Source organism: Neobacillus sp. S1115, from assembly GCF_055385565.1.
Map to the genome: position 1 here is coordinate 1,459,944 of NZ_AP038275.1, position 22,522 is coordinate 1,482,465.

25 protein-coding genes and 2 pseudogenes are annotated in these 22,522 nt (G+C 37.5%); 16 read left to right on the forward strand and 11 right to left on the reverse strand.

The features are described from left to right. Positions 1-163 precede the first annotated feature (163 nt). The 3 genes from ACZ5B7_RS07150 to arsC are packed head-to-tail and all read left to right on the forward strand — an operon-like array spanning position 164 to position 2,044. The gene (locus tag ACZ5B7_RS07150; RefSeq protein ID WP_464493241.1) at positions 164-511 is read left to right on the forward strand and encodes an ArsR/SmtB family transcription factor; all 348 of its coding nucleotides are present in this window, start codon (positions 164-166) and stop codon (positions 509-511) included. Between the two features lie 28 nt (positions 512-539). Beyond that, a complete protein-coding gene (gene arsB, locus ACZ5B7_RS07155) occupies positions 540-1,595 on the forward strand; it encodes an ACR3 family arsenite efflux transporter (protein ID WP_464493242.1) in 1,056 nt (351 codons plus the stop codon). A 26-nt stretch (positions 1,596-1,621) separates the two neighbouring features. Further along, positions 1,622-2,044, forward strand: coding sequence for an arsenate reductase (thioredoxin) (gene arsC, locus ACZ5B7_RS07160; RefSeq protein ID WP_464493243.1), 423 nt, complete (start codon positions 1,622-1,624; stop codon positions 2,042-2,044). Between the two features lie 231 nt (positions 2,045-2,275). On the opposite strand, the gene ACZ5B7_RS07165 is transcribed toward arsC, so the two are convergent. The 3 genes from ACZ5B7_RS07165 to ACZ5B7_RS07175 form a co-directional block, all read right to left on the reverse strand. Beyond that, the gene (locus tag ACZ5B7_RS07165; RefSeq protein WP_464493244.1) at positions 2,276-3,142 is read right to left on the reverse strand and encodes a permease; all 867 of its coding nucleotides are present in this window, start codon (positions 3,140-3,142) and stop codon (positions 2,276-2,278) included. A gap of 33 nt (positions 3,143-3,175) precedes the next feature. After that, a complete protein-coding gene (locus ACZ5B7_RS07170) occupies positions 3,176-3,385 on the reverse strand; it encodes a hypothetical protein (RefSeq protein ID WP_464493245.1) in 210 nt (69 codons plus the stop codon). A 68-nt stretch (positions 3,386-3,453) separates the two neighbouring features. Next, positions 3,454-3,900 carry a MarR family winged helix-turn-helix transcriptional regulator gene (locus tag ACZ5B7_RS07175; RefSeq protein ID WP_213141197.1) on the reverse strand — a complete coding sequence of 149 codons (447 nt, stop codon included), beginning with the start codon at positions 3,898-3,900 and terminating at the stop codon, positions 3,454-3,456. 118 nt (positions 3,901-4,018) lie between these two features. Here ACZ5B7_RS07175 and ACZ5B7_RS07180 point away from each other — a divergent pair, with 118 nt between their 5' ends. Continuing rightward, on the forward strand, positions 4,019-4,519 hold the full coding sequence (locus tag ACZ5B7_RS07180; RefSeq protein ID WP_464493246.1) for an arsinothricin resistance N-acetyltransferase ArsN1 family A: 501 nt from the start codon (positions 4,019-4,021) through the stop codon (positions 4,517-4,519). 199 nt (positions 4,520-4,718) lie between these two features. Here ACZ5B7_RS07180 and ACZ5B7_RS07185 read toward each other — a convergent pair whose 3' ends face one another. Continuing rightward, the gene (locus ACZ5B7_RS07185; RefSeq protein WP_464493247.1) at positions 4,719-5,588 is read right to left on the reverse strand and encodes a LysR family transcriptional regulator; all 870 of its coding nucleotides are present in this window, start codon (positions 5,586-5,588) and stop codon (positions 4,719-4,721) included. A gap of 214 nt (positions 5,589-5,802) precedes the next feature. On the opposite strand from ACZ5B7_RS07185, the gene ACZ5B7_RS07190 reads away from it, so the two are divergent. Further along, entirely contained in the window at positions 5,803-6,696 is an 894-nt protein-coding gene (locus ACZ5B7_RS07190; protein WP_464494450.1) for a DMT family transporter, read from the forward strand. Positions 6,697-7,020: 324 nt separating this feature from the next. Further along, entirely contained in the window at positions 7,021-7,470 is a 450-nt protein-coding gene (locus ACZ5B7_RS07195) for a hypothetical protein (RefSeq protein ID WP_464493248.1), read from the forward strand. A gap of 647 nt (positions 7,471-8,117) precedes the next feature. On the opposite strand, the gene ACZ5B7_RS07200 is transcribed toward ACZ5B7_RS07195, so the two are convergent. Further along, positions 8,118-9,008, reverse strand: a complete 891-nt coding sequence (locus tag ACZ5B7_RS07200) for an AraC family transcriptional regulator (RefSeq protein ID WP_464493249.1) — start codon at positions 9,006-9,008, stop codon at positions 8,118-8,120. Between the two features lie 181 nt (positions 9,009-9,189). Between ACZ5B7_RS07200 and ACZ5B7_RS07205 the strand changes: the two genes are divergently transcribed. From ACZ5B7_RS07205 to ACZ5B7_RS07220, 4 genes are all read left to right on the forward strand, one after another. Beyond that, the gene (locus ACZ5B7_RS07205; RefSeq protein WP_464493250.1) at positions 9,190-10,452 is read left to right on the forward strand and encodes an allantoate amidohydrolase; all 1,263 of its coding nucleotides are present in this window, start codon (positions 9,190-9,192) and stop codon (positions 10,450-10,452) included. Continuing rightward, positions 10,445-11,695, forward strand: a complete 1,251-nt coding sequence (gene dpaL / locus ACZ5B7_RS07210; RefSeq protein ID WP_464493251.1) for a diaminopropionate ammonia-lyase — start codon at positions 10,445-10,447, stop codon at positions 11,693-11,695. The genes ACZ5B7_RS07205 and dpaL overlap by 8 nt, the downstream gene beginning before the upstream one ends. Positions 11,696-11,717: 22 nt before the next feature. Continuing rightward, positions 11,718-12,887: a M20 aminoacylase family protein gene (locus ACZ5B7_RS07215; protein WP_464493252.1), complete on the forward strand. Its 1,170-nt coding sequence runs from the start codon at positions 11,718-11,720 to the stop codon at positions 12,885-12,887. 194 nt (positions 12,888-13,081) lie between these two features. Beyond that, positions 13,082-13,711 (forward strand): class I SAM-dependent methyltransferase, encoded by a 630-nt coding sequence (locus ACZ5B7_RS07220; protein WP_464493253.1) that lies wholly within the window; start codon positions 13,082-13,084, stop codon positions 13,709-13,711. 194 nt (positions 13,712-13,905) lie between these two features. Here ACZ5B7_RS07220 and ACZ5B7_RS07225 read toward each other — a convergent pair whose 3' ends face one another. Beyond that, positions 13,906-15,063, reverse strand: coding sequence for a pyridoxal-phosphate-dependent aminotransferase family protein (locus ACZ5B7_RS07225; RefSeq protein ID WP_464493254.1), 1,158 nt, complete (start codon positions 15,061-15,063; stop codon positions 13,906-13,908). Positions 15,064-15,203: 140 nt separating this feature from the next. Continuing rightward, positions 15,204-15,819 (reverse strand): annotated as a pseudogene (locus tag ACZ5B7_RS07230) (L-lactate permease); the annotation flags it as partial. On the opposite strand from ACZ5B7_RS07230, the pseudogene ACZ5B7_RS07235 reads away from it, so the two are divergent. After that, a pseudogene (locus ACZ5B7_RS07235) lies at positions 15,781-15,885 on the forward strand (LUD domain-containing protein); the annotation flags it as partial. The pseudogenes ACZ5B7_RS07230 and ACZ5B7_RS07235 sit on opposite strands and share 39 nt — an antisense overlap. Positions 15,886-16,069: 184 nt before the next feature. Here ACZ5B7_RS07235 and ACZ5B7_RS07240 read toward each other — a convergent pair. The 4 genes from ACZ5B7_RS07240 to ACZ5B7_RS07255 all read right to left on the reverse strand — a co-directional run bounded on the left by ACZ5B7_RS07240 (position 16,070) and on the right by ACZ5B7_RS07255 (position 17,802). Next, positions 16,070-16,186: a YjcZ family sporulation protein gene (locus ACZ5B7_RS07240; protein WP_464493255.1), complete on the reverse strand. Its 117-nt coding sequence runs from the start codon at positions 16,184-16,186 to the stop codon at positions 16,070-16,072. 38 nt (positions 16,187-16,224) lie between these two features. Next, on the reverse strand, positions 16,225-16,347 hold the full coding sequence (locus ACZ5B7_RS07245; RefSeq protein ID WP_213141186.1) for a YjcZ family sporulation protein: 123 nt from the start codon (positions 16,345-16,347) through the stop codon (positions 16,225-16,227). Positions 16,348-16,638: 291 nt separating this feature from the next. Next, a complete protein-coding gene (locus ACZ5B7_RS07250; protein ID WP_464493256.1) occupies positions 16,639-16,785 on the reverse strand; it encodes a hypothetical protein in 147 nt (48 codons plus the stop codon). A 90-nt stretch (positions 16,786-16,875) separates the two neighbouring features. After that, positions 16,876-17,802 (reverse strand): EamA family transporter, encoded by a 927-nt coding sequence (locus ACZ5B7_RS07255; protein WP_464493257.1) that lies wholly within the window; start codon positions 17,800-17,802, stop codon positions 16,876-16,878. A gap of 261 nt (positions 17,803-18,063) precedes the next feature. Here ACZ5B7_RS07255 and ACZ5B7_RS07260 point away from each other — a divergent pair, with 261 nt between their 5' ends. From ACZ5B7_RS07260 to ACZ5B7_RS07280, 5 genes are all read left to right on the forward strand, one after another. Then, entirely contained in the window at positions 18,064-18,441 is a 378-nt protein-coding gene (locus ACZ5B7_RS07260; protein ID WP_464493258.1) for a RidA family protein, read from the forward strand. A 332-nt stretch (positions 18,442-18,773) separates the two neighbouring features. Then, positions 18,774-19,154: a PaaI family thioesterase gene (locus ACZ5B7_RS07265; protein WP_464493259.1), complete on the forward strand. Its 381-nt coding sequence runs from the start codon at positions 18,774-18,776 to the stop codon at positions 19,152-19,154. Positions 19,155-19,230: 76 nt separating this feature from the next. Further along, positions 19,231-20,223 (forward strand): zinc-dependent alcohol dehydrogenase family protein, encoded by a 993-nt coding sequence (locus tag ACZ5B7_RS07270; protein WP_464493260.1) that lies wholly within the window; start codon positions 19,231-19,233, stop codon positions 20,221-20,223. 329 nt (positions 20,224-20,552) lie between these two features. Beyond that, on the forward strand, positions 20,553-21,092 hold the full coding sequence (locus ACZ5B7_RS07275; RefSeq protein WP_378585410.1) for a sigma-70 family RNA polymerase sigma factor: 540 nt from the start codon (positions 20,553-20,555) through the stop codon (positions 21,090-21,092). Then, on the forward strand, positions 21,085-22,500 hold the full coding sequence (locus ACZ5B7_RS07280; protein WP_464493261.1) for a DUF4179 domain-containing protein: 1,416 nt from the start codon (positions 21,085-21,087) through the stop codon (positions 22,498-22,500). The genes ACZ5B7_RS07275 and ACZ5B7_RS07280 overlap by 8 nt, the downstream gene beginning before the upstream one ends. The last annotated feature ends 22 nt before the right edge of the window (positions 22,501-22,522 follow it).

A 22,522-nucleotide genomic window follows, 5' to 3' on the forward strand; every position in this document is an offset into this window, starting at 1 on the left:
AAAAACCTTGTATCAATATAAGATATTTACAATAACTTTACAATTAACCACTTGAATTAACATGTTTATTAATCTAATATATAAGCGAATAGTTATATATCAATTTAACCAATAAATAAGTAAATAGTTATTTACCTATATAAAAAATTAGGAGGTGTATTTAATGTTACAATCAACTATTGGAATTGAACAAACTGCCAACTTTTTAAAAATATTAGGGGATAAAACACGGTTAACCATTGTTGGGATTTTAAAACAACGGGAGTGTTGTGTTTGTGAATTGCAAGAAGTATTTGACACGAGTCAACCATCCATCAGCCAGCATCTACGCAAATTAAAGGATGCAGGACTTGTTAAAGAAGAACGAAGAGGTCAATGGATTTATTATTCCTTGAACCCAGAAAATGAGCTTTATGGACTTATAGAAAATATTTTGCAACATGTACCAGACCTGAAAGATAAAATTGAAATTATTAAAAAAAGCAATCCCACACTTCGTTGTGGTTGTTAACATTTAATTAAATAAGGAAGTGTAGATCATGAGTAACACGGGGAAAAAACGTCTTTCCTTTTTGGATCGATACCTAACGCTGTGGATTTTTATTGCGATGGCATTAGGAATTGGATTAGGATTCATTTTTCCAGGATTTGCAGACAGTTTGAATAATTTGCAGGTAGGGACTACATCCATTCCATTAGCGATTGGCTTAATTTTAATGATGTATCCACCGTTAGCAAAAGTTAGGTATGAAGAGATTGGCCGGGTCTTTAAAGATGTGAAGGTACTATCTTTATCGCTTGTTCAAAACTGGATTATTGGACCCATTCTTATGTTTTTGCTGGCCATTATCTTTCTGCCGGATAAGCCAGAGTATATGGTAGGACTTATCATGATTGGTTTAGCCAGGTGTATTGCCATGGTTATCGTATGGAATGACCTTGCAAAAGGGGACACAGAATATGCAGCTGGTTTAGTGGCATTCAATTCTATTTTCCAAATGCTATTCTTCTCTGTTTATGCCTATGTGTTTGTGACCGTTATTCCTGAGTGGTTTGGAATACAAGGGGCGGTTGTTGACATTACGATTGCAGAGGTAGCGAAATCCGTCTTCATTTATCTTGGAATTCCATTTATTGCTGGTATGATTACTCGCTTCACATTAGTTAAAGCTAAAGGAAGACAATGGTATGAAAAAGTGTTTATTCCAAAGATTAGTCCCATCACATTAATTGCATTGCTATTTACGATCATTCTTATGTTCTCTTTAAAAGGTGACGTTATTGTAAGTCTGCCGCTGGATGTGGTTCGGATAGCAATCCCATTATTAATCTACTTTGTTGTGATGTTCTTTGTTTCCTTTTTCATGGGAAGAAAAATTGGCGCGAGCTATCCCGTTACAACAACACTTGCGTTTACAGCCGGAAGCAATAACTTTGAATTAGCAATAGCTGTGGCGGTTGGTGTTTTCGGGATCCATTCTGGCGCAGCCTTTGCAGCAGTAATCGGACCACTTGTGGAAGTGCCGGTCATGATTGCGTTAGTCAATGTGGCATTATGGTTTAAACGAAAATATTTTAAAGAACACGCAGCCTAACAATAATAATAAAGGTGGCTTTCAACATGGAAAATAAAAAGAAACTTTACTTCTTATGTACAGGAAACTCTTGCCGCAGCCAAATGGCAGAAGGGTGGGCAAAAAATTATTTAGGTGAAGAGTGGGAAGTACGTAGTGCTGGTATAGAAGCGCACGGATTAAACCCAAATGCTGTAAAAGCCATGAAGGAAGCTGGGATTGACATTTCCAAGCATACTTCTGACATAATCGAACCTAATTATCTAAACAGTGCGGATTTAGTCGTAACCCTGTGTGGTGATGCTGCTGATAAATGCCCTGTAACACCACCAAGCGTCAAACGAGTACATTGGGGATTTGATGACCCAGCAAAAGCACAAGGAACAGATGAAGAAAAGTGGGCATTTTTCCAAAGAGTACGTGATGAAATCGGTGATAGAATTAAGCGTTTTTCCGAAACAGGGGAGTAAGATTGAATAAAAGCCAGGAGGGATTTACCTTCCTGGCTTTAAAATGTGTGTGAATGCCGTATTCTGTCTGCAAGCAATTTTTAACTTAGCTTATTTACAGCAACTGCTTTTTTGTACATCTTGTGATTGAACATTAGTGTCTTCTTTGACTTCCTCAATCTTAACATTGCAGCAGGAACTTTCTTTCTTTTGAAAAAGACTTTTAAAAATACTCATGTTTAAATATCCCCCTTAAATAATGTAAAATAGAAATCCTGATAAAGTAGACATCGTAAAGACTGAACCAACGAAGGCAAATACGAGTTTCTTTTTGAAGATGCTATTTAATAAAGTTAGCTCTGGTAGACTTGCACCTGCTGAACTGATCATGAGAGCCATCACTGGCCCCAAAGCCATCCCTTTGGCAATCATGATTTGGGATATTGGGATCATAGTTGAAAGTCTTATATAGAGTGGAATACCAATAATCGCAGCAATCGGTACGAGCCACCACTTATCACCTCCCATAAATGTAGAGATCCAACCTGTTGGAACGGCGCTATGAATGAATGCCCCTATAAATGCACCAATTAGCAAATAAGGATACACGCTTTTCATAAGGTGCAGCGTTTCAACTATAGCCGCTTTTAGCTGAAATTTCTTATCCGGTTCCTGGTATCCTTTTACTACGACATTTTTTATCTGTTCTTCAAAACCAAACTTTTCTAAAGTGAAACCAATAATGACGGAGAGGATGGATGTTATGACTGTGTAAGCAAAGGCAACTTTTACTCCGAGTACAGCTGTCATCAATGTGATGATGGTCGGGTCAAGAACTGGGGAGGAAAATAAGAATATCATGACAATACCAAATCGCACTTTTTTATTGAGTAGATTAACAACAACTGGTATGGTTGAACAGGAACAAAACGGCGTGATAAAGGCGAACCCTAGTGCGACAAAAGCACTTACCAATGGGTGGCTTTTTTCCATCAACTGTTCCATCTTTTTATAGGGAATGAACCCCTGTAATAGGTTGATGAGAAAAGAGATTCCAATAAACAATAAAGTTAATTCTAATGCAATGGATAGAAAACTATGAAACACTTCGGACCACATAAGCAACCTCCTTATTTATAAACAGCATTCTTTTTAATTTCCGCAGCATACTTCTTGGATTTTAATTTCACAGCAATCTCGTTTTGGCACAGCCTTTTGGTTTTTCTTAAACATATTTAAGAAATTTCTATAGAGTTTTGACGTTGGACTATTTTTCGAATACCGGCTAGCCAGCACAGCTTTCTCCATCTCTTCTTTTTTCATTTCATAATAAACTTTTAATTCCATTTCATTGAAATACATATTGCCATCTCCTTTTTACTTGCAAATTGCAAGTATTAATTTTTAATAAAAGAGCAAGTGGATCTTGCTCAAATTAACGGTTTACAACAAACAGTAGATTGTGACATTGCTTCATTTAACAGTTTAACTGATTTGATGACCATTTCTTGTTCAAACTCGCTCATATTTGAAAATACTTCGCTAAGATATTGGTTCATGTCTGCATCAATCTTCGCAGCAACATACTTTCCCTGTGTTGTTAGGGTTAGTTGAGAAACACGTCTATCTTCAGGTAGAGGTGATTTCACAACCAGTTCCATTTTTACTAGCGTTTGTATTTGCCGGCTAAAGGTGGTTATATCCATCCCTAACGTATCCGCAACCTGTTGCATCGAAGGCTTTTCCCGGCGAAGTAATTCATAAAGGATATGGCTTTGGACGAGGGATATCTCAGCTCCGCCTACCTGACAACAGTTTTTATTTAAAAGACCAAACCGCCTTGTCATAACCTGGAACAGTTCTCTAACATTTTCCATAATTTTCACCTCTGATTTATTTATATACTAATAATTTGCAATTTGCAACTAATTTTCTTTTAAAAATGGAAAATTTTTTATATAATGGTTTTAGCCATTCATTTCTAGGGGGATTATCATGAAAACAGGGTTAAAGACAAGGCTGGCAGCAGTAAGTGACTTAGAATCGATATTAAATATCTATAATCAGGGTATTGAGGACAGGATTGCAACCTTAGAAGAAGACCAGAAAGATATTGAATATATGAGGGAATGGTTTAAAAATCATACCGAACGTTTTTCAGTAATAGTTGCGGAACAAGCCGATGAGGTTATTGGCTGGGCATCATTAAATCCTTATTCCAACCGGTGTGCTTATGCTGGTGTCGCTGATTTATCCATTTATATTAGACGGGATTACAGGGGAAAAGGGGTTGGTTCCGTATTGCTTAATGAAATTGAACAGGCTGCGATTAAAAATGACTTTAACAAAATTGTTTTATTCACATTTCCCTTTAATAATCTTGGGCAAGGGCTTTATAGAAAAAAAGGTTATCGCGAAGTTGGTGTATTTAAGAATCAGGGGAAATTAGATGGTCGTTTTGTGGATGTGATGATCATGGAAAAGGTTTTTGAGTAAAACTGTAAGTTTATCAAATACCGGTGCCTGGGAATTATGATTTGGATTTTCAGAAACAAACATGCATTGATGTCTGTCTGAATATTTTCTTCAGTATCATAAAAGGGTTCGGACCAGCGTAAAGGTGCGAACCCATGATTTGAAATATTTCAAACAGGCTGTCAAGTGTGTTTTAACAATTTGAGTCCATCATACTCATTCACTTGATGTTCCTATATGATAAATAGTCTAAAAATTTCTTGGACGCAAGGGAAAGTGATTTTTGTTCTCTCATAGCAACACCAATATTCCTGAAAGCAGGAACCTCCAGCTCTTTTGCTATAATCTTGTGAGGAATACGCTGTAATATCAATTCTGGTAATATACTGATACCTAGCCCATTTTCCACCATAGACATAATGGCATAGTCATCCCATGTTGTAAAATTAACATTTGGTGAAATATCGTGTCTCTCAAAAATTTCGGAGATTTCTGCTTTTGCCCCCTTTTCTAACAGCATAAACGGACTGTTCAGTAAGCCGTTGATGGGAAACTTTTCGCAATTAGCAAAAGGATGATTATGTGGTATTACTACCAGCAAACGATCTTGTTCCAAAAAGATTGTTTCTAGTTCTGCTTTTGTTGGAAGCCGCAAAAATCCAAAGTCAACACGCCCATTTAGGATCCAGCTCTCAATTTCTGTATAATCACCAAGCAGAAATTCAAAATCTATCATTGGGTAATCCTTCTTAAAAATTTTAATAATATTAGGGAGCCAATGAGATGCTACGCTGGAAAATGTCCCAATTCGAATCATCCCAGATTCCATATTATTTAGTTCTTCGATCTGCCTCATTAAGATTTCATACTCATTGCAAATCCGCTTTAATTGGGGCAGCAACTTTAAACCATCCGAGGTTAAATTGATACCGGCACGTCCCCTTTCAAAAAGAGAAATCCCCCATTCCTTTTCTAAATCGTTAATCATACGGCTAATCCCAGACTGTGAATAGTCCAATATTTCGGCAGCTTTTGTAAAACTACCCAATTCTACTGCTTTAATAAATGCCATATATTTTTGGATATTCATATCTTTTTCCTCGTCCCATCTGATTTTGTCATATATATCATGATAAACATTCGTTTTTGTAATGTTTGTGATTATGATATATTTTTCCTATTCATTATTCAAGTTAGGAAAGGGAAAGGTGTTGAACGATGTTTTTTATGAGTGATGTTATGGAAAAAGCACCAGACAGCTACAAGTCTCAGAATCTGCGAATTATGTTTCGTAGGAGTAGATGATGAAATCTAAAATTCAGTTTATATTATCAATGATTATTTTCGGGACAATTGGTTTGGTTGTTCGAAACATTGATCTATCTTCGAGCGAAAGAGCTTTACTAAGCAGTTTCATAGGAAGTTTATTTTTACTGTTAATATTGTTCGTGATTAAGAAAAAAATATCATGGAATTTTGTTAAATCTAATGCTTTATTTTTGATTCTTTCAGGTATTGCATTGGGAGGAAATTGGATTTTTCTTTATCAATCATATGACCATACGACAATTGCCAATGCAACGCTAGGTTATTACTTTGCACCTGTATTTGTGATGATTCTTTCTCCCTTTGTACTTCGGGAACCATTATCCATCAAGAAAACTGTGTGTATTGGTGTAGCGATCATAGGAATGTTAATGATTGTAGTAGAAGGCCTGAGAGCATCGAGAGCAGACGACTTTCTTGGACTTTCCTTTGGATTAATCGCAGCTGCATTTTATGCTGCGTTATTGCTGCTAAATAAATTTATTAAAGATATGGGAAAGTTAGAGCTGACCATCATTCAGCTTGGAACAACCACTTTACTTCTAATGCCATATGTTTTCTGGACTTCCGGCTTTGGTATCTTTGAAGTATCAAGCTCTTCCATTCCTTTTATTTTAATTTTAGGGATTATCAATACAGGAATCGGGTTTTGGTTATTTTTCTCTGGTATGGAAGGATTGAAAGGACAGAGTATAGCTATGCTCAGTTATGTCGATCCATTTGTAGCTATATTGATTTCTGCCATTATCCTGCAAGAACAAATGACAATTGTTCAAATGCTTGGTGGTGTACTGCTATTAGGCTCTACATTTGTTAGTGAAATTAGATCAACCAACTGTTCAAATCAATTATTGAAAACACCGGCTGAATAAAGTTAAAAATTGTGTAGAAGTGTACTTAAAGTAACGTCACCTTTAGTTGGAAAAGCAAATTAAATTAAAATAAAGAAAATGGCTCGGTTTAAACGTACTTGGGCCATTTTCTTTTTATTAACAAATACAGATGCAAAACATAGTACAAATTCGTATACATTTTGATTTGAATTTTTAAGTTTTCGATGGGAAACAGAACCCAGCAAAGATTTAACCCAGAAGTCATAAAACATTCACATAGTTATAAAAAACATCCTATCCGGCTTCCTCATAAAACCCTAAATAGATATTGGATTTTATGAAAAGCAAGGATGGTGGTTGTTGATGGGAAAGTATAGAATGGTGCGTATTGATTTTTGGAACAATCCGGTTGTAATGGAAGAGATGACACCGGAGGACAAATACTTCTATTTATATCTTCTGACAAATCCGCAAACGACTCAAATTGGCATCTATCGCATTACGAAAAAACAAATGGCTTTTTATTTGGGCTATTCGATTGAGAGTGTTCATTCATTAATGGAACGATTTATCAAGCATCACAAGTTGATTCGCTACAATCCGGAAACAAGAGAACTCGCGATTAAAAACTGGGGGAAATATAACCTGCAAAAAAGCGGGAAACCAATCATAGACTGTCTTTTTTCCGAACTAAAAGAGGTCGAGGTTCGCCCGCTTATCCAATATGACTCGGAAGCCATTACCAAACCGGAAATTAGCAGCCTCTATGAATCTTTTTGTGAACAAGAAGAATTGTTTATTGGAGAGCAATGAGTATGGCTGAAAGAGTGTTCTTAGGAAGCCTGATGAAGCGCAGACTATAAAAAAGGCTCTTTTCTAAGCAGTCTTTCTATGAGCTCCAAATCTTGAAAAAATCAGTGGTCCAGTCGCATGTAGCCTTCATAACACCCGAACAACATGGAAAGTCAGAGCACCGGTCGTTATGAAAGGCTCATAACACCCGAACGGCGAGGAAAGCCGGGTCCCGGTTGTTATAAAAGGCTTCATAACGCCCGAATGGCGAGGAAAGTCAGAGTCCCGGTCGTTATAAAAGGTTCATAACACCCGAACGGTTTGAAAAGCTAGAGCCCCGGTCATTATAAAAGGCTCATAACACCCGAATGGTATGAAAAACTAGAGTTCCGGTCGTTATAAAAGGCTTCATAACGCCCGAACGACGAGGAAAGTCAGAGTCTCGGTCGTTATAAAAGGCTTATAACACCCGAACGGTTTGAAAAGCTAGAGTCCCGGTCGTTATAAAATGCTCATAACACCCGAACGACGAGGAAAGTCAGAGTCCCGGTCGTTATGAAAAGTTCATAACACCCGAATAACGAGGAAAGCCAGAGCCTAGGTCGGTATACACAATATTGAAGAAGGAAAGTTTTGGGCAGAGAATTCCTTTTTAAGTACTAGCATGCTTAGTCATTATGCATTTTATTTTTCTTGTATGCTAAAGGAGTCATGTTCATCGAATCTCTGAATTTATTTATAAAGTAACTTGTACTATTAAAACCAACTTGATAGGCAACTTCCGTAATATTCGAATCATCTTGCTGCAGTAGATATAAGCTTTTTTGAATACGATAATCGATCACATAATTTAATGGTGTACATTTTAGAAATCGCTTGAAATATCGACAGCATTCAGAACGGCTCAGCTGACCTGCCCTTGCAATATCCTCTAACATAATTTTTTCTGTATAATGCTGTTGAATCCAGCTTAACATTTGCTTCATTCTTTGACTCTTTACTATTTCTGTCTGAACAAATTCTAGTTTAAAACCATTATCGATTAAATTTTTCCAAATGAATGGCAGCCTTAATGATATATCTATTTCATAGTATTGGGACTTTTGCTCAATACATTGATAGATTTTTAAAATGGCATCTAAAATGTTTTTTCCCCAAATCTCATTTGCATCTATATATAAGTAGGGTAAATTAGTCGCTTGAATATAAGGTTTTACATAAGTAGGATAGAGTTCTTGTGACAAAACAAAATAGGGTGACAGATTTAAGCAAATATAGACACAACCCGAGCGATCCTTTTCCTGTGCCATGTGCAGGCATCCACTATTGATAAACAGTCCATCACCTTCTCGAACCTCTATCCAATCTTCATTCACCAGGAAAGTTGCTTCCCCTTTTACGATTAACACAAACTGAATCTCGTCATGCCAATGAAGAGGAATATAGCCATGGATATTTTGATTAATTGTGGTTTTATAACATGCAATTGGCATAACGACTGTATGGTGTTTGGTTAGCTCTTTTAAGCTTTCATCAATCATGAAGTTTTTCATTTGCATAGCAAACACCTCAATATTCTTATATTTTTCTATTCAATTTTAGTATTTTTATAGCAAATATTCAATTACCATATGATTATAATTATATTTTAAAATGTGATTCACCAAACATCAGCAAAATTGCCAATATGTTTTAAGTTGTTTCTAAACAAACTTTACATGTTGAAAAGGGGAAATGAACATGATTTCAAAGTTAAATCTATCAATCAATAGTGAACGTTTACTTAACCGCTTACAAGAACTTGGCCGAACTGGTCTGGACGATGATAACAAACGAACAAGATTAGCTGCTTCAGACACAGATAAGGCTGGCCGTGACCAATTAGTCACTTGGATGAAGGAAGCTGGATTGGAAGTTGAAATCGACAGAATCGGCAATATCTTTGGTATCTGGTGTGGTACCGAAAATAGAAATGAAGCACCCATTATGCTAGGTTCGCACATTGACACAGTCATTAATGCAGGGATGTACGATGGATGCTATGGAGTTCTTTCTGGGCTTGAAGTAATAAACACTTTACAGGAGACAGGTTTTATTCCATCTCGTCCAATTGCAGTCGCAGCATTTACCAATGAGGAAGGAGTGCGCTATCAGCCGGACATGATGGGATCTCTTGTGTATGCTGGCGGGCTCTCAGCAGATGAGGCGCTTGCACAGGTAGGTACGGATGGCACCATTTTGGGGGAGGAACTTGAACGTATTGGCTATGCTGGTACGAAGGAGCCTGGCTTTTTAACGCCACACTCTTACATTGAGCTTCATATCGAACAAGGTCCAATTCTTGATAAAGTGGGGATTCCAATTGGTGCGGTCGAGAATCTTCAAGGCATTTCTTGGCAGCGGATTACGATTGAAGGTGTTGCCAATCACGCTGGCACTACGCCAACGGATATGCGGCGTGATGCAGGACTTGCGGCCGCGCGTGTAATCACTTATTTACGTGATCGGGCGATCGCTTCAAATGGGCAAACTGTTGCAACGGTTGGAACTATTGAATTTAAGCCAAATGCTGTTAATGTCATTCCATCATTGGCCACCTTCACTGTGGATTTGCGTGATCCAAACGAGCAACGATTGAAAGAGGAAGAGCAAGAGCTTGCCAGCTATCTCAAAGAACTGGCGGCATCGGAAGAAGTATCCATTACATCTGATCAATTGGTACGTTTTCAACCAGTAACTTTTGATGAAACAATCGTTAAATTGATAGAGCAATCTGCAGGCGGACGCGGACTCGGATCAAGACGAATGACATCCGGCGCGGGACATGATGCTCAAATGATGGCTCGCATTTGCCCTACAGCCATGATTTTCGTTCCGAGCATCGACGGTATTAGTCATAATCCTAAGGAGTATACAAAAGATACTGATTTGGTTGCTGGAACTAATGTTTTGTTCGACGTAGTTAGTAATCTTGCAGTAAAGGAGGAACTTATAAATGGTTAAAGAAGTAATTACAACAAAAAACGCACCTGGAGAGATTAAATATATTCTAAATGAAAATGCGAGAAAAACAGATACTGAGAAGGCATCTGCAGCATTTATGAACCCTGAAGTTGTGGAAAAGGTAAGAAACTTTCATAAGAGTTTCCCAGAGTATAAAGTAACTCCACTTCACAGCTTAGATAAGTTGTCCAAACAATTAGGTGTAAGCCATATATGGGTGAAGGATGAATCCTATAGATTTGGACTTAATGCTTTTAAAGTGCTAGGTGGTTCCTATTCAGTTGGTAAATATTTAGCAGAGAAATTAAATGTCGATATCTCAGAGCTTTCTTTTGAAAAACTAAGAAGTAATGAAGTGAAAGAGAAACTCGGGAGTATTACGTTTGTAACAGCAACGGATGGGAATCATGGCAGAGGAATTGCTTGGGCTGCTAACCAGCTAGGACAAAAATCAGTCGTATTGATGCCAAAAGGGTCTTCAGAAATTAGATTAAACAATATTAGGAAAGAAGGAGCAGAGGCCTTTATAACGGATCTTAACTATGATGATACAGTTAGGCTGGCACGCCAGAAAGCGGAAGAAAATGGCTGGGTTTTGGTACAGGATACGGCCTGGGATGGATATGAAAAGATTCCAACTTGGATTATGCAGGGGTATGGAACGCTCCTGGATGAAGCAGTGGAGCAGATTGCTGAAGCTGGTCAAGACCGCCCGACCCATGTGTTATTACAAGCTGGAGTGGGTTCTTTTGCTGGCAGTATGCTCGGATATCTAGTAGAGAAATTTGGAGAGGAACGCCCTATTACAGTTATAGTCGAACCAGATAAAGCTGATTGTCTATACCAATCTATTAATGTGGGTGATGGGAAACCACATTCCGTAACCGGAGCTTTGTATACGATTATGGCAGGTTTAGCGTGTGGGGAACCAAGTACCACTTCTTGGGGTGTTTTAAAAGATTATGCTGAAATCTTTGTCTCATGTCCGGATCATGTGGCCGCACGAGGAATGCGAATTCTTGCAAATCCGTTGGGTGGTGACCCTCATATTGTTTCAGGCGAATCTGGTGCAGTTGGTATGGGATTAGTTAGTCTAGTGGCTGTTAATTTAACGCTCAATGCTATGAAAGAAACATTGAATCTGAATCAAAATTCGAAAATTCTTATTATCAGCACAGAAGGTGACACGGATCCAGATCATTATAGAAAAGTAGTATGGGATGGGGCCTATCCATCGGTTTAATGATTGAGAGGGTGAAATGAATATGATGAATGGAAATTTTGAAAAACAGCTTACTGAGTGGAGGCACTATCTTCATACGTATCCTGAAAGTGCTTTTGAAGAAAAACATACTTCTGAATTTCTTGCTAAAGTACTAACAGATATGGGATTAGAGGTTCATAGAAATATTGGCGGTACTGGAATCGTTGCTAATCATACAGTGGGCGATGGGAAAGGTATTATCGGTATTCGCTCAGATATAGATGCTCTTAATCTAACTGAAGTGGGGCAACACTCATATACCTCCCAGAATCCGGGTAAAATGCATGCGTGTGGTCATGATGGACATATGGCCACAGTATTGGGTGCAGCCAAGTTATTAACGGAGCGCAAAAATTTTAACGGGACAGTTCGGTTTATTTTTCAGCCTGCGGAGGAAATTGGTAAAGGTGCTTTTGCCATGATGCAAGACGGACTTTTTGAACGTTTTCCAGTAGATGAGATTTATGGCATGCACAATATGCCAGGCATGCCTGTGGGTTCCATTTCAACACGTGCGGGCGGAATTATGGCAAGTGAGGATAACTTTGTCATCCGTATTAAGGGACAAGGCTCACATGCTTCAAGTCCGCATATGGGTAAAGATCCAATCGTCATTGCGTCTGAAATTGTTCTTGCTTTGCAAACCATTATCTCCCGAAATATGAACCCAAATGTTCCTGCTGTCATTTCATGTACTGAATTTATAACGGACGGGATTCGAAATGCAATTCCTACAAATGTAGTGATTAAGGGCGATACTAGAAGTTATACGCCAGAGGTTCAAAAGTTGCTGGAAGAACGGATGCGGACGATTAGTGAGGGGATTTGCAAAATGAATGGGGCAGAATGCCAATTTGAATATACCCATGAATTCGCACCGACGGTTAACTGGGCAGAGTGCGTTGATGTTGCGGTAAGAGCAGCTCGAAATGTGGTTGGCGAAAATAAAGTGGATGAAAATTGTCAACCGTGGACGGCTTCTGAAGACTTTGGTGCGTTTTTGCAGAAAATCCCTGGCTGTTTTGTATTTATAGGAAATGGTGACGATTCTGAAGGAATCGGCAATGTTCCACTTCATAACTCAAGCTATGACTTCAATGATAAGATCCTTACAATTGGAGCGGAATATTTTGCAGAGTTAATTAAAGTCCGCTTGCCAAAAGTAAAATAGCAAACAAAAGGTCAACTTCTCGGAATGGTCCGGAGAGTTGACCTTTTGCATTTTTTGAAATCGCTCAAGGGGTTCCGATTCAATAAAATCAAGCATTGGCCATATTGAATTGGCTATATTTTAAATTAATGTCGAAATTTGATATAATTTCGAGAATATATGAATGGTCAATATTTGTAAAGGAGACCTGAGGTATGACAGAATTTTGGGAATCAAGTTTTATAGAAAATCAAATGATGTGGGGATTTGAACCTGCAGACTCCGCCATCGTGACAAAGGACTTCTTCCTTGAAAAGAAAGTGAAGGATATATTGATTCCCGGTATTGGATATGGCAGGAATGCAAAGGTTTTTATTGATAACGGAATAAATGTAACAGGTATTGAGATTTCAAAAACAGCTATTGATTTGGCAAGGAAAAATGGGCTTCATTTTAGCATTTTTCATGGTTCAGTAACTGATATGCCTTTTGAAAACAAACTTTATGATGGTATATTTTGTTATGCCCTTATTCACTTATTGAATCAAAGTGAGAGAGAGAAGTTTATTAATGATTGCTATAATCAGTTAAAGCCAAACGGATATATGATTTTTACCACGATTTCCAAAGAAGCCCCCATGTATGGAAAGGGTCAACAACTAGGTAAAGATTATTTCGAGACAAAAGATGGGGTAAAAATGTTTTTTTATGATGCTGACTCGGTCAAACAAGAGTTTGGAAAATATGGACTGATAGAAACTTCAGAAATTGTTGAGCCACATAAGAAGATGGAAAACAAGCCTCCATTTAAATTTATAATGGTTAAATGTCAAAAAGGACTATAATTAGAGCAAGATGTTATATTTTTAGAAGACAAAGTGAAAAAATTTCCTTAGGAAAAATATAAAAAGAAGGAAGTCTTGGGCGGAGACTTCCTTCTTAATGGGTAGGTAATTCATATGCTTGTAAAGCTATGGCATACATTAAGATATGCTTGACTGTTTTTTCTGACAAGGCTAAATTTAATTTTAGTCAACTTTTATTTCAAATTGGCAGCCAAGAACACTTTTTGTGCAGCAATAACTCCAGCGCCTGGTTCAAAGGTGTAGTTGAAATCCTGCAATCCTGCTTCCAATAGAGAAACCGCTTGAAGAATATCGCTTGGGAAACAGTAACCCATATGCCCAAATCGGAACAGCTTACCTTGCAGGTGACCAAGCCCTCCAGCAAAATCAAGATGGTATTTCTTCTTCAGATGGCCTAAAAATGTCCCGAGATCCAATCCTTCTGGAGTAAGAATAGCTGTAATCGTCGGCGAAGCATACTCATCGGACGTCAACAAGCCAATAGAAAGAGCCTTCATAGATTCGCGAACCATGTTTTTCATAAGTTCATGCCGTGCCACTGTTTGCGCAAATCCGCCTTCCTCCTCAATCAAATCACATACAGCAGAAAGACCGTAAATTAATGAAACAGCAGGCGTATTAGGTGTCATCCCTTTCTCTGCCCATTCACGATAGCTCAATAAATTTAAGTAATATGAAGGTGTATTATTCTCTTCAATTACTTTCCATGCACGGTCACTAATACTTAAAAGAGCGAGCCCAGGAGGCAGCATCATTGCTTTTTGTGACCCTGTTACTAAAATATCAACACCCCATTGATCCATTTCCGCAGGTGCTCCGCCAATACAGCTGACGCCATCAACAATAAATAGCGCGTCAGTTCGGGAACGTACAATCTTTGCTAATTTGTCAATTGGGTTTAAAATCCCTGTAGAAGTTTCGTTATAAGTAGCGAAGACAGCTTTAATATTGGATAGGGGCTTTAGAAACTCAGCAAGTTCTTCCGGTGTACAAGCTTCACCCCAAGGTTTTTCCAGCTTATGTACATGAAAGCCAAATTTTTCACAAATAGAAACGAAATAATTTCCAAAAGCGCCGACGGTAATAACAACCACTTCTTCACCAGTAGAGACAGTATTTACAGCTGAAGCTTCTAATGCCGCGGCACCACCCGATGGGATGAGTAAAATATCCTGCTTTGTTCCAAAAACAGGCTTCACACGTTTTGTTGTTTCCCGATATAGCTGTACAAATTCTTGACTGCGGTGGCTCATCATATCTTGGCTCATCGCAAGCTGTACTTTCTTCGGAATAGGAGTTGGTCCAGGATGTCTTAAAATATTTGAATACATACATTTTCCTCCAATATAACCTTATATAAATATTAATAGTACTCCAATTAAAATAAAGCAAATATGAAAGTCTTTTTCTTTTGAAAATGCTCGAAAGGCTGCTTCCTATAAGGGAAGAGCCTTTCGAGCATTTTCAATATTTAAGGAATCATAAAGGATAGAACTGAATTTTGCAGCCAAACGTTGATTCCAATAATAACGACTAGGAAAATACTATGTTTGATTGTAAAACGGAACAAATCTGGTTCTTTTCCGGCTAGTCCAACAACTGCACAGGCAACTGCTATTGATTGCGGCGATATTATTTTACCGGTTACTCCCCCGGACGAATTCGCGGCAAGTGCAAGCACAGGATCCATTCCAATAGAAGTAGCTGTAATCTTTTGCAGATTCCCAAACAGCAGGTTGGCTGATGTATCCGAACCTGTTATAATCACTCCCAGCCAGCCAAGGAATGGTGAGAAGAAAGGAACAAAACCGATCCAGTTTTGGCCAAAGACATTCCTAGCGCTGTGGTCATTCCGGATGCATTAGTAATATAGGCAAATCCGACAACAGAAGCATTCTCAGAATTGGATACTTTAATTCATTTAAAGTTTCACCGAATGTTAGAATCCAGTTTTTCCATGAGATTCCAACAATAAATTTAGTAAGAATAGCTGCTATTAAAATGGCCGTTCCTGCTGCCCCGAGAATTTCCAGCTTGTAAACAGCAGCAACTGGAGCCCCGGCCCAAGTAACTCGGCCGATATTGAGTTGAATCTGGTTGTCGGCGTACATGGTCCGATAAAGGCTACTTATATTGTGATTAATGATTTATAATTTTTGATGAGGGGTCGTTCATTAGATGGACACGGCTCCTATTTGTTTTCTATGTAATAGGTGCAAATGTCTATTTGACAAAATAAAATAGCAAACAAAAGGTCAACTTCTTCGATTCGTCCGGAGAGTTGACCTTTTGTATTTTTAGAAACCCCTAAATTTTTTTAGGGGAGTTCTAATCTAATTAATAAAAGCAAGATGCGCCAACAATGATTAAAAGAATGAACAATACAACGATTAAAACAAAGCTGCCGCCTCCGTAACCATAACCGCCATAGCCATATCCTCCATATCCTAACATTATAAAATTCCCCCTTTCATAGAAATTAATAAACGGACTTAGTAATAAAAGCCGCCATAGCCACCGTATCCGCCGACAAAAGAAGCACCGACGATAATTAAAAGGATAAACAATACCACAATCAGCGCAAACCCTCCGCCGTATCCTGCACCATCAGCCATCCTAATACCTCCCTTACTTTTCGGTAGTAATAAGGTATGTTGAAAATAAAAAAGCGGGAAAGGCTTTCATCCATTTTTTTCTGAAATTGTTATTAAGAAAGGGAAAGAGTGCTTTAGTGAACTTAAAATATCCCAAAATTTATGGTCGTGTTTGTCCATGTTTTGGCAGAACCATGGACAAATATTGGATTAACTGGGGAATGAATAACGCTTGGGTCTAGAGCCAAGCGTTGATAGGTGTAGTTTTAATTTGTTATTCGGTATGCCATTTCAAATGTTTGAAACTTACTGTTAAAGATTTTCTGTATCAATTCTTGGGATTACTGGTTCAAAAGCTGTTGCTGTCCTAGCATTATCATTATGTCGATCGTCGTTTTCGTATCGATCTAATTTACTGTCACTTTCTAGGTGTTTGGAAGTTTTCTTATTGTCAGCCACCTTATCACCTCCTAGGGATAATATGTCCAACTTTTCCCTTGAAAATAAAAATCGATTTACCTTAACTAATGTGTTTTTTTAATTCACCAGTCAAGTAAGATTTATTTTTTGCTTTTGTTTTGCAATTTTATTTTTCATTAACAATAATTTTCCAGTTAACATGGTTGGTAAACTTATACCAAGAAAGATAATTACGATCCCCGCTATCTGTATCGTGCTCACAGTTTCGCTTAGTAAGATCACTGATACCATCACGGCGATTGGCAATTCAATAGCACTCAAAAGGGATGTCATGCCTAATCCAACTTTAGGAACGGCAATAGTAAATAAAAACACCGGAATAATCATGCCAAATAACCCTAGTGCCAAACCATAAATCCAAAGTCCTTCGTTAAACAAAGTACCATTCCAAATAATCTCTGGAGATTGAAATGCAGCAGACATCATAAAAGCAAAGAAAGAAACAAACACCAAACGGCCTGAGGTATTCATCCTTGCGGTTGTCCGGCCGTTTACATATAAAAATAGTGAATAACAAAAGGCTGCTGCTAACCCCCATATCCACCCTTGTAAAGGTATTTTCGTTAAATCAACATCAATTAAACCGGCTGCCGGTATGGTCCCCAAAACCAATAATAGTATAGAAATAAATTCAATTCGAGTGGGCAGCTGACGCTTTGTTATACAGGAAATCAGCATACCGATCCATGTAAATTGAAATAGGAGAACAACTGCCAAAGAAGCTGGTAAATAGTTAAGAGAATGTCCATATACAATATTTGTCAACCCAGTTAAAATGCCTGCAAAGATAAGCATTTTAATACCTTTAAAGCTTATTTTTGTTCTGCTTGTCAGGAAATAAATACTCACAGCAATGCAAAAACCGATAAAGAATTGACTTGTAACAGCTTCCGAGGCTGAGAAACCGCTGTTCATTGCCAGTTTTATAATTGTTGAAACGACACCATAACTACTCGCGGCTATTATAACCAAGAGAGGGTGCAGATACTTCCTCATATTCTACCTCCTCCAATTTTTGTAATCTATAAGATTACTTTTTAAAAGTATAGTATATAATGGAATAGTTTACAAACGTTTGTTTATTATAGAAACTATTGTTTAAAAAGGTTGAGGTTGTTTTTAACACTTGTTTTATAATGCCAAATGGGCATTTGCAGACATTGCTTGGAAGGACGGTTTTATTGCTTATATCTTCCATATAACTTACAATTTCTTCATATACTTATTTTTTCTTTTTATCTAAAGGAGGAGTTTTGTATGTCAAGAAAGGCTTTTAGTGCATCTGGAGCGGTTGCTGTTGGTCCATACTCACATGCAATTGAAGCAGGTGATTTAATCTTTTTATCTGGGCAAACCCCAGTAGATTCACAGACTGGAAAGCTTGTAGAAGGTGATATTATTGAACAGACAAATCAATGTTTTAGAAATCTTTTCAATGTATTGGAAGCAGCAGGTTTAACTCCAGATCATGTTGAAAAAGTGAATGTTTTCTTAACGGATATGAATAATTTCACAGCAATGAATGAAGTTTATGCTAAACAATTTTCTGAGCCGTATCCCGCTCGTACAACTATAGGTGTGTCATCCCTGCCTCTTGGTGCACAAATTGAAATCGAGATGATAGCTAGAAGATAAGATTTCTAGAGTTAAAAGTGTGTTATCAAGTGTGTATTTTTTTAAAAATGACTCGTTATTATTCATTTTTGGTTTTCGTGTAGGTATGAGATTTATAGGCGGAGAATTTCCGGCTAATGTATATAGTGGAGGCTTAAGAAGGAGATATAAGCGGAGAAATTCCGGTTAACTGCTCCAAATAAGACAAAATTCAAAGATTAGTATAAAATAACCGGAAAAACTTCCTTTATTTTTAGGGAAATACGGGTATTTCCAGATTTAAGAGGAATTTTTCCGGTTATTTTTCAAACACAGTGAAATTAATATTCAGTTTAATTCAAGAGGTGTACCAGATGTTTATAAGACAGCCATTTGACGAATTTTTAGGCTTGAAATACGAAAAGATTGATGATAATAATTTGCAAATCATATTGCCGGTTCAGGATCTATTCATTAATAGTGCGGGGGTTATACATGGTGGTATCATTTCTTCTTTGGCTGATGTAGCCGTATCAAACTTGATACCAGCAACTGAAGACGGGATACAACAAGCTGTCACCGTTGATTTAAATGTTTCTTTTATGAAACCCGCCACTGGTACATACTTGATGGCAAATGCCAAAATTGAAAAACAGGGCAAAACTTTAATTCATACGGAGTGTTCGATTTATAACGATAAACAAGAAATTGTAGCTAAATCTAGAGCAATCCTATTTCGTTCAAACCTAAAATAAGCTTGCTGTGGCTAACGGGTTCCAACAAAAAACTATAATTAAATAATTCTAATTTATATAAGGAGCCTATATTGTTTTGGAGGCAAAATATATTAATTTCTACGAATTCGGCAGTCCTAAAGATGTGTTAAAAATCGAATATAGAACCATTGAACCACCAAAAGATAATGAGGTTCTTGTTCGAATGTTGGCACGACCTATCAATCCTTCTGATTTAATTCCAATAAGAGGGGCGTATTCTCATCGAATTTCTTTACCAAATATTCCTGGTTATGAAGGAGTTGGGATTGTACAGAATGTGGGTCCTTTAGTTTCAAAAAACCTTATTGGTAAACGGGTTTTACCTTTGCGTGGGGAAGGTACATGGCAAGAGTTTGTTAAGACAACAGCAGAATTTGCCGTTCCTATACCTGATTCTATTGATGATTTTACTGCATCACAAATGTATATCAATCCCGTTACAGCGTGGGTGGTTTGTACGGAAGTTTTAAAATTAAAACCAAATGATGTTTTATTGGTTAACGCATGTGGTTCTTCTATTGGGCATATTTTTGCTCAATTATCAAAGATTTTAGGTTTTCAATTGATTGCAGTGACTAGAAATAATAAGTATACAGAGGAATTACTTCATCTCGGTGCTTCTAATGTGATCGATACCTCTATAAGTCATCTAAATGAAACCGTTATGGAATTAACAAGTGGAATGGGTGCAGATGCTGCCATTGATTCTGTTGGGGGTACGGATGGTAATGAATTAGCTTTTAGTATCCGCCCTAATGGACAGTTTTTAACAATCGGTCTTTTATCGGGGATACAAGTAAATTGGGCCGATATTGTAAACCAAGCAAAAGTGAATGCGAATATGTTTCATTTACGGAATTGGAATAAAAATGTCTCAGCAAAAAAATGGCAAGAAACGTTTAATCATTTAATCCGGCTAATAGATGGAAAAAAGTTATGTTTGATGATGGTCGATTCTAAGTATGACTTGTCGGATGTCAAAAAGGCAATTGACGCTGTTGAATCTTCTAATAAGACAAAAGGGAAAGTATTTTTAACAAGTTACTGAGTTCATTCTTGTTCATTATAAGGGTAGCTTTGGTTAAATAAACTCCAAAAGAAATACAGGGAATAGCTTAGTTCCATATGGAGCTGGGCTATTTTTTTGAAAACAAAAAGCACCGCAAATACGGTGCAAATGGATATTCATTTTACTTTACATTTTAAGCAGTAAATTCCCGTTTTGCGATAGAAGGCGGAAACCCAAAATGGTTTCTGTTTATTTGTTTTGAACGTAGGATTTTAATTGCATGATATGCTTTTCTTGGAAAATACTTTAACTTTTTGAAACTTTTCTTGTTTATAGATTCCACTAATTAGTAAAGGGGGTTAAATAAGATGGAAATAGAAAGCCACCGGCTAGTTAAAAAAGCAATCAAAGGTAATAAAAGCGCCTTTGAAAAGTTAGTTCAACAACATTATGAAAGAATCTACCGTACTGCCTATCTTTATGTACATAACGAAGAAGATGCGTTGGATGTTGTCCAAGAAGCAACCTATCAGGCCTTTACATCTATCCATTCGTTAAAAAATCCGGAGTATTTTATGACCTGGCTAACCAGGATTGTCATACGATGTTCGGGACATGTCCTAAAGAGAAAAAGCAATGTTGTTCCTTTGAGTGATGAGATATTGTCAAACCTGCCGGGGCAGGTACATCCAAACATTGAAGAATCAATACAGCTGCTTAACGCCATTCAGCAGCTGAGAGAGAATTACCGTACTGTGATTATCTTATTTTACTATTACGATTACTCGATAAAAGCGATTAGCAGTGTCATGGAAATTCCAGAGAGTACTGTAAAAACCTATTTAAGCAGAGGCAAAGCGGAGTTAAAAAAATCCTTTAAAAATGAGGAGGACCAATGCCATGGATAACAAGGAACTCAAAACAGCAATAGAGAAAATACCTGTGCCCAAAGAAAAAGTATTTAGCGCCATTTCCAAAGGGATAAACAAGGAGGGCAATAGGGAAAAGGCAAAGAAAAAGAGGGTTCTTGCAGGTGTGGCGACAGCTGCTGCTCTTCTTGGAATCACCGTTGCCTCAGGATTTGTTAATCCTACCATGAATAGAGTATTAGCTAAAACTCCTTTAATTGGTGGGATTTTTCAAGAATTTAATGATTCCACCGGCGTGGAATTAGCTAACCAGGATGCAGTTACTGAACTAAACCAATCACTTACAAAAAATGGGGTAACTGTAAAACTGACCAGCGCTTACTTTGATGGCAATGTGGTATCAATTACAGGATTTGTAGATGAAGATGTTGAAAAGGGGGGGAACGAAAAAGGGGAAGTAAGCTTTGATATGAACTTCGAGCACTATAAAGGGGATCATGACCCTTGGCTGCGTGGAGGGTCAAATAACATTAAGAAAGTGAAAAATGGATATAACTTTCAATGGAAAATGGACTATCCATATAAATCATTGAAGGAGAATTTTACTCTTCCCATAACGATTCATAATATCAATGGGATAAAAGGTGAATGGAATTTTGAAATTCCCATTCAACAAGAAAAAAATCGTACACTTGTTATTAATCATGAGCAAGGTTACCCGAAAGATGAGGTCAAAATCCGTATAAAGGAGATTCTTACCGCAAAAGCATCATCTTCGCTTATTTATGAGACCGTGGAGAAATACAAGGGTGATGTAATTAATCTATCAAAAGCAGTTGATAATAAAGGAAAAGTATATAGGTTTGAAAACCCAACATATCTCGAGGAATCGAAACAAGAAGATGGATATCATAGTACCGTTCGGACAGAGATGACCAAACTCCATTCAGATATTACTTCACTTACCTTTTATCCTCGGTTATCGGCAGCAGATCCAAAAGTACAACATCTTTTGAATAGTAAATCTTTCACCTTAAAAAGCACACGGTTCAATTTTGGCCTGCAGGTAAATGATATTACTCAAAAAGGTGAGAAATTGGTAATCGATTATCAATTTACAGGGCTTCCGAAGAATTTGAGTCAAGGTCAACTTGAAACAATTAACCATAATTTGGAGTACCTTTTTTGGTTGGTGGATAAAGAATATTTAACCAAGATTGACCCGGAAAATCCTTGGCCTCCTAAAAACCATGGTATTCCCTTTAATAAAGTAAAAATGGTTGATAAGGCAACAGCACACTTCCAATCCACATTCGACTTAAATGGAGAAGAAAAGATTGAGAACTTTAAACTGGAAAACACAATGTTGCTATTTGATTTTTCAAGCTTTGTCCCATCTAAGGATTTAAAACCATTTACTGTTGTACTTCCAGTGGGGAATGAATAAACAATGAAAGTAACTCATTTTG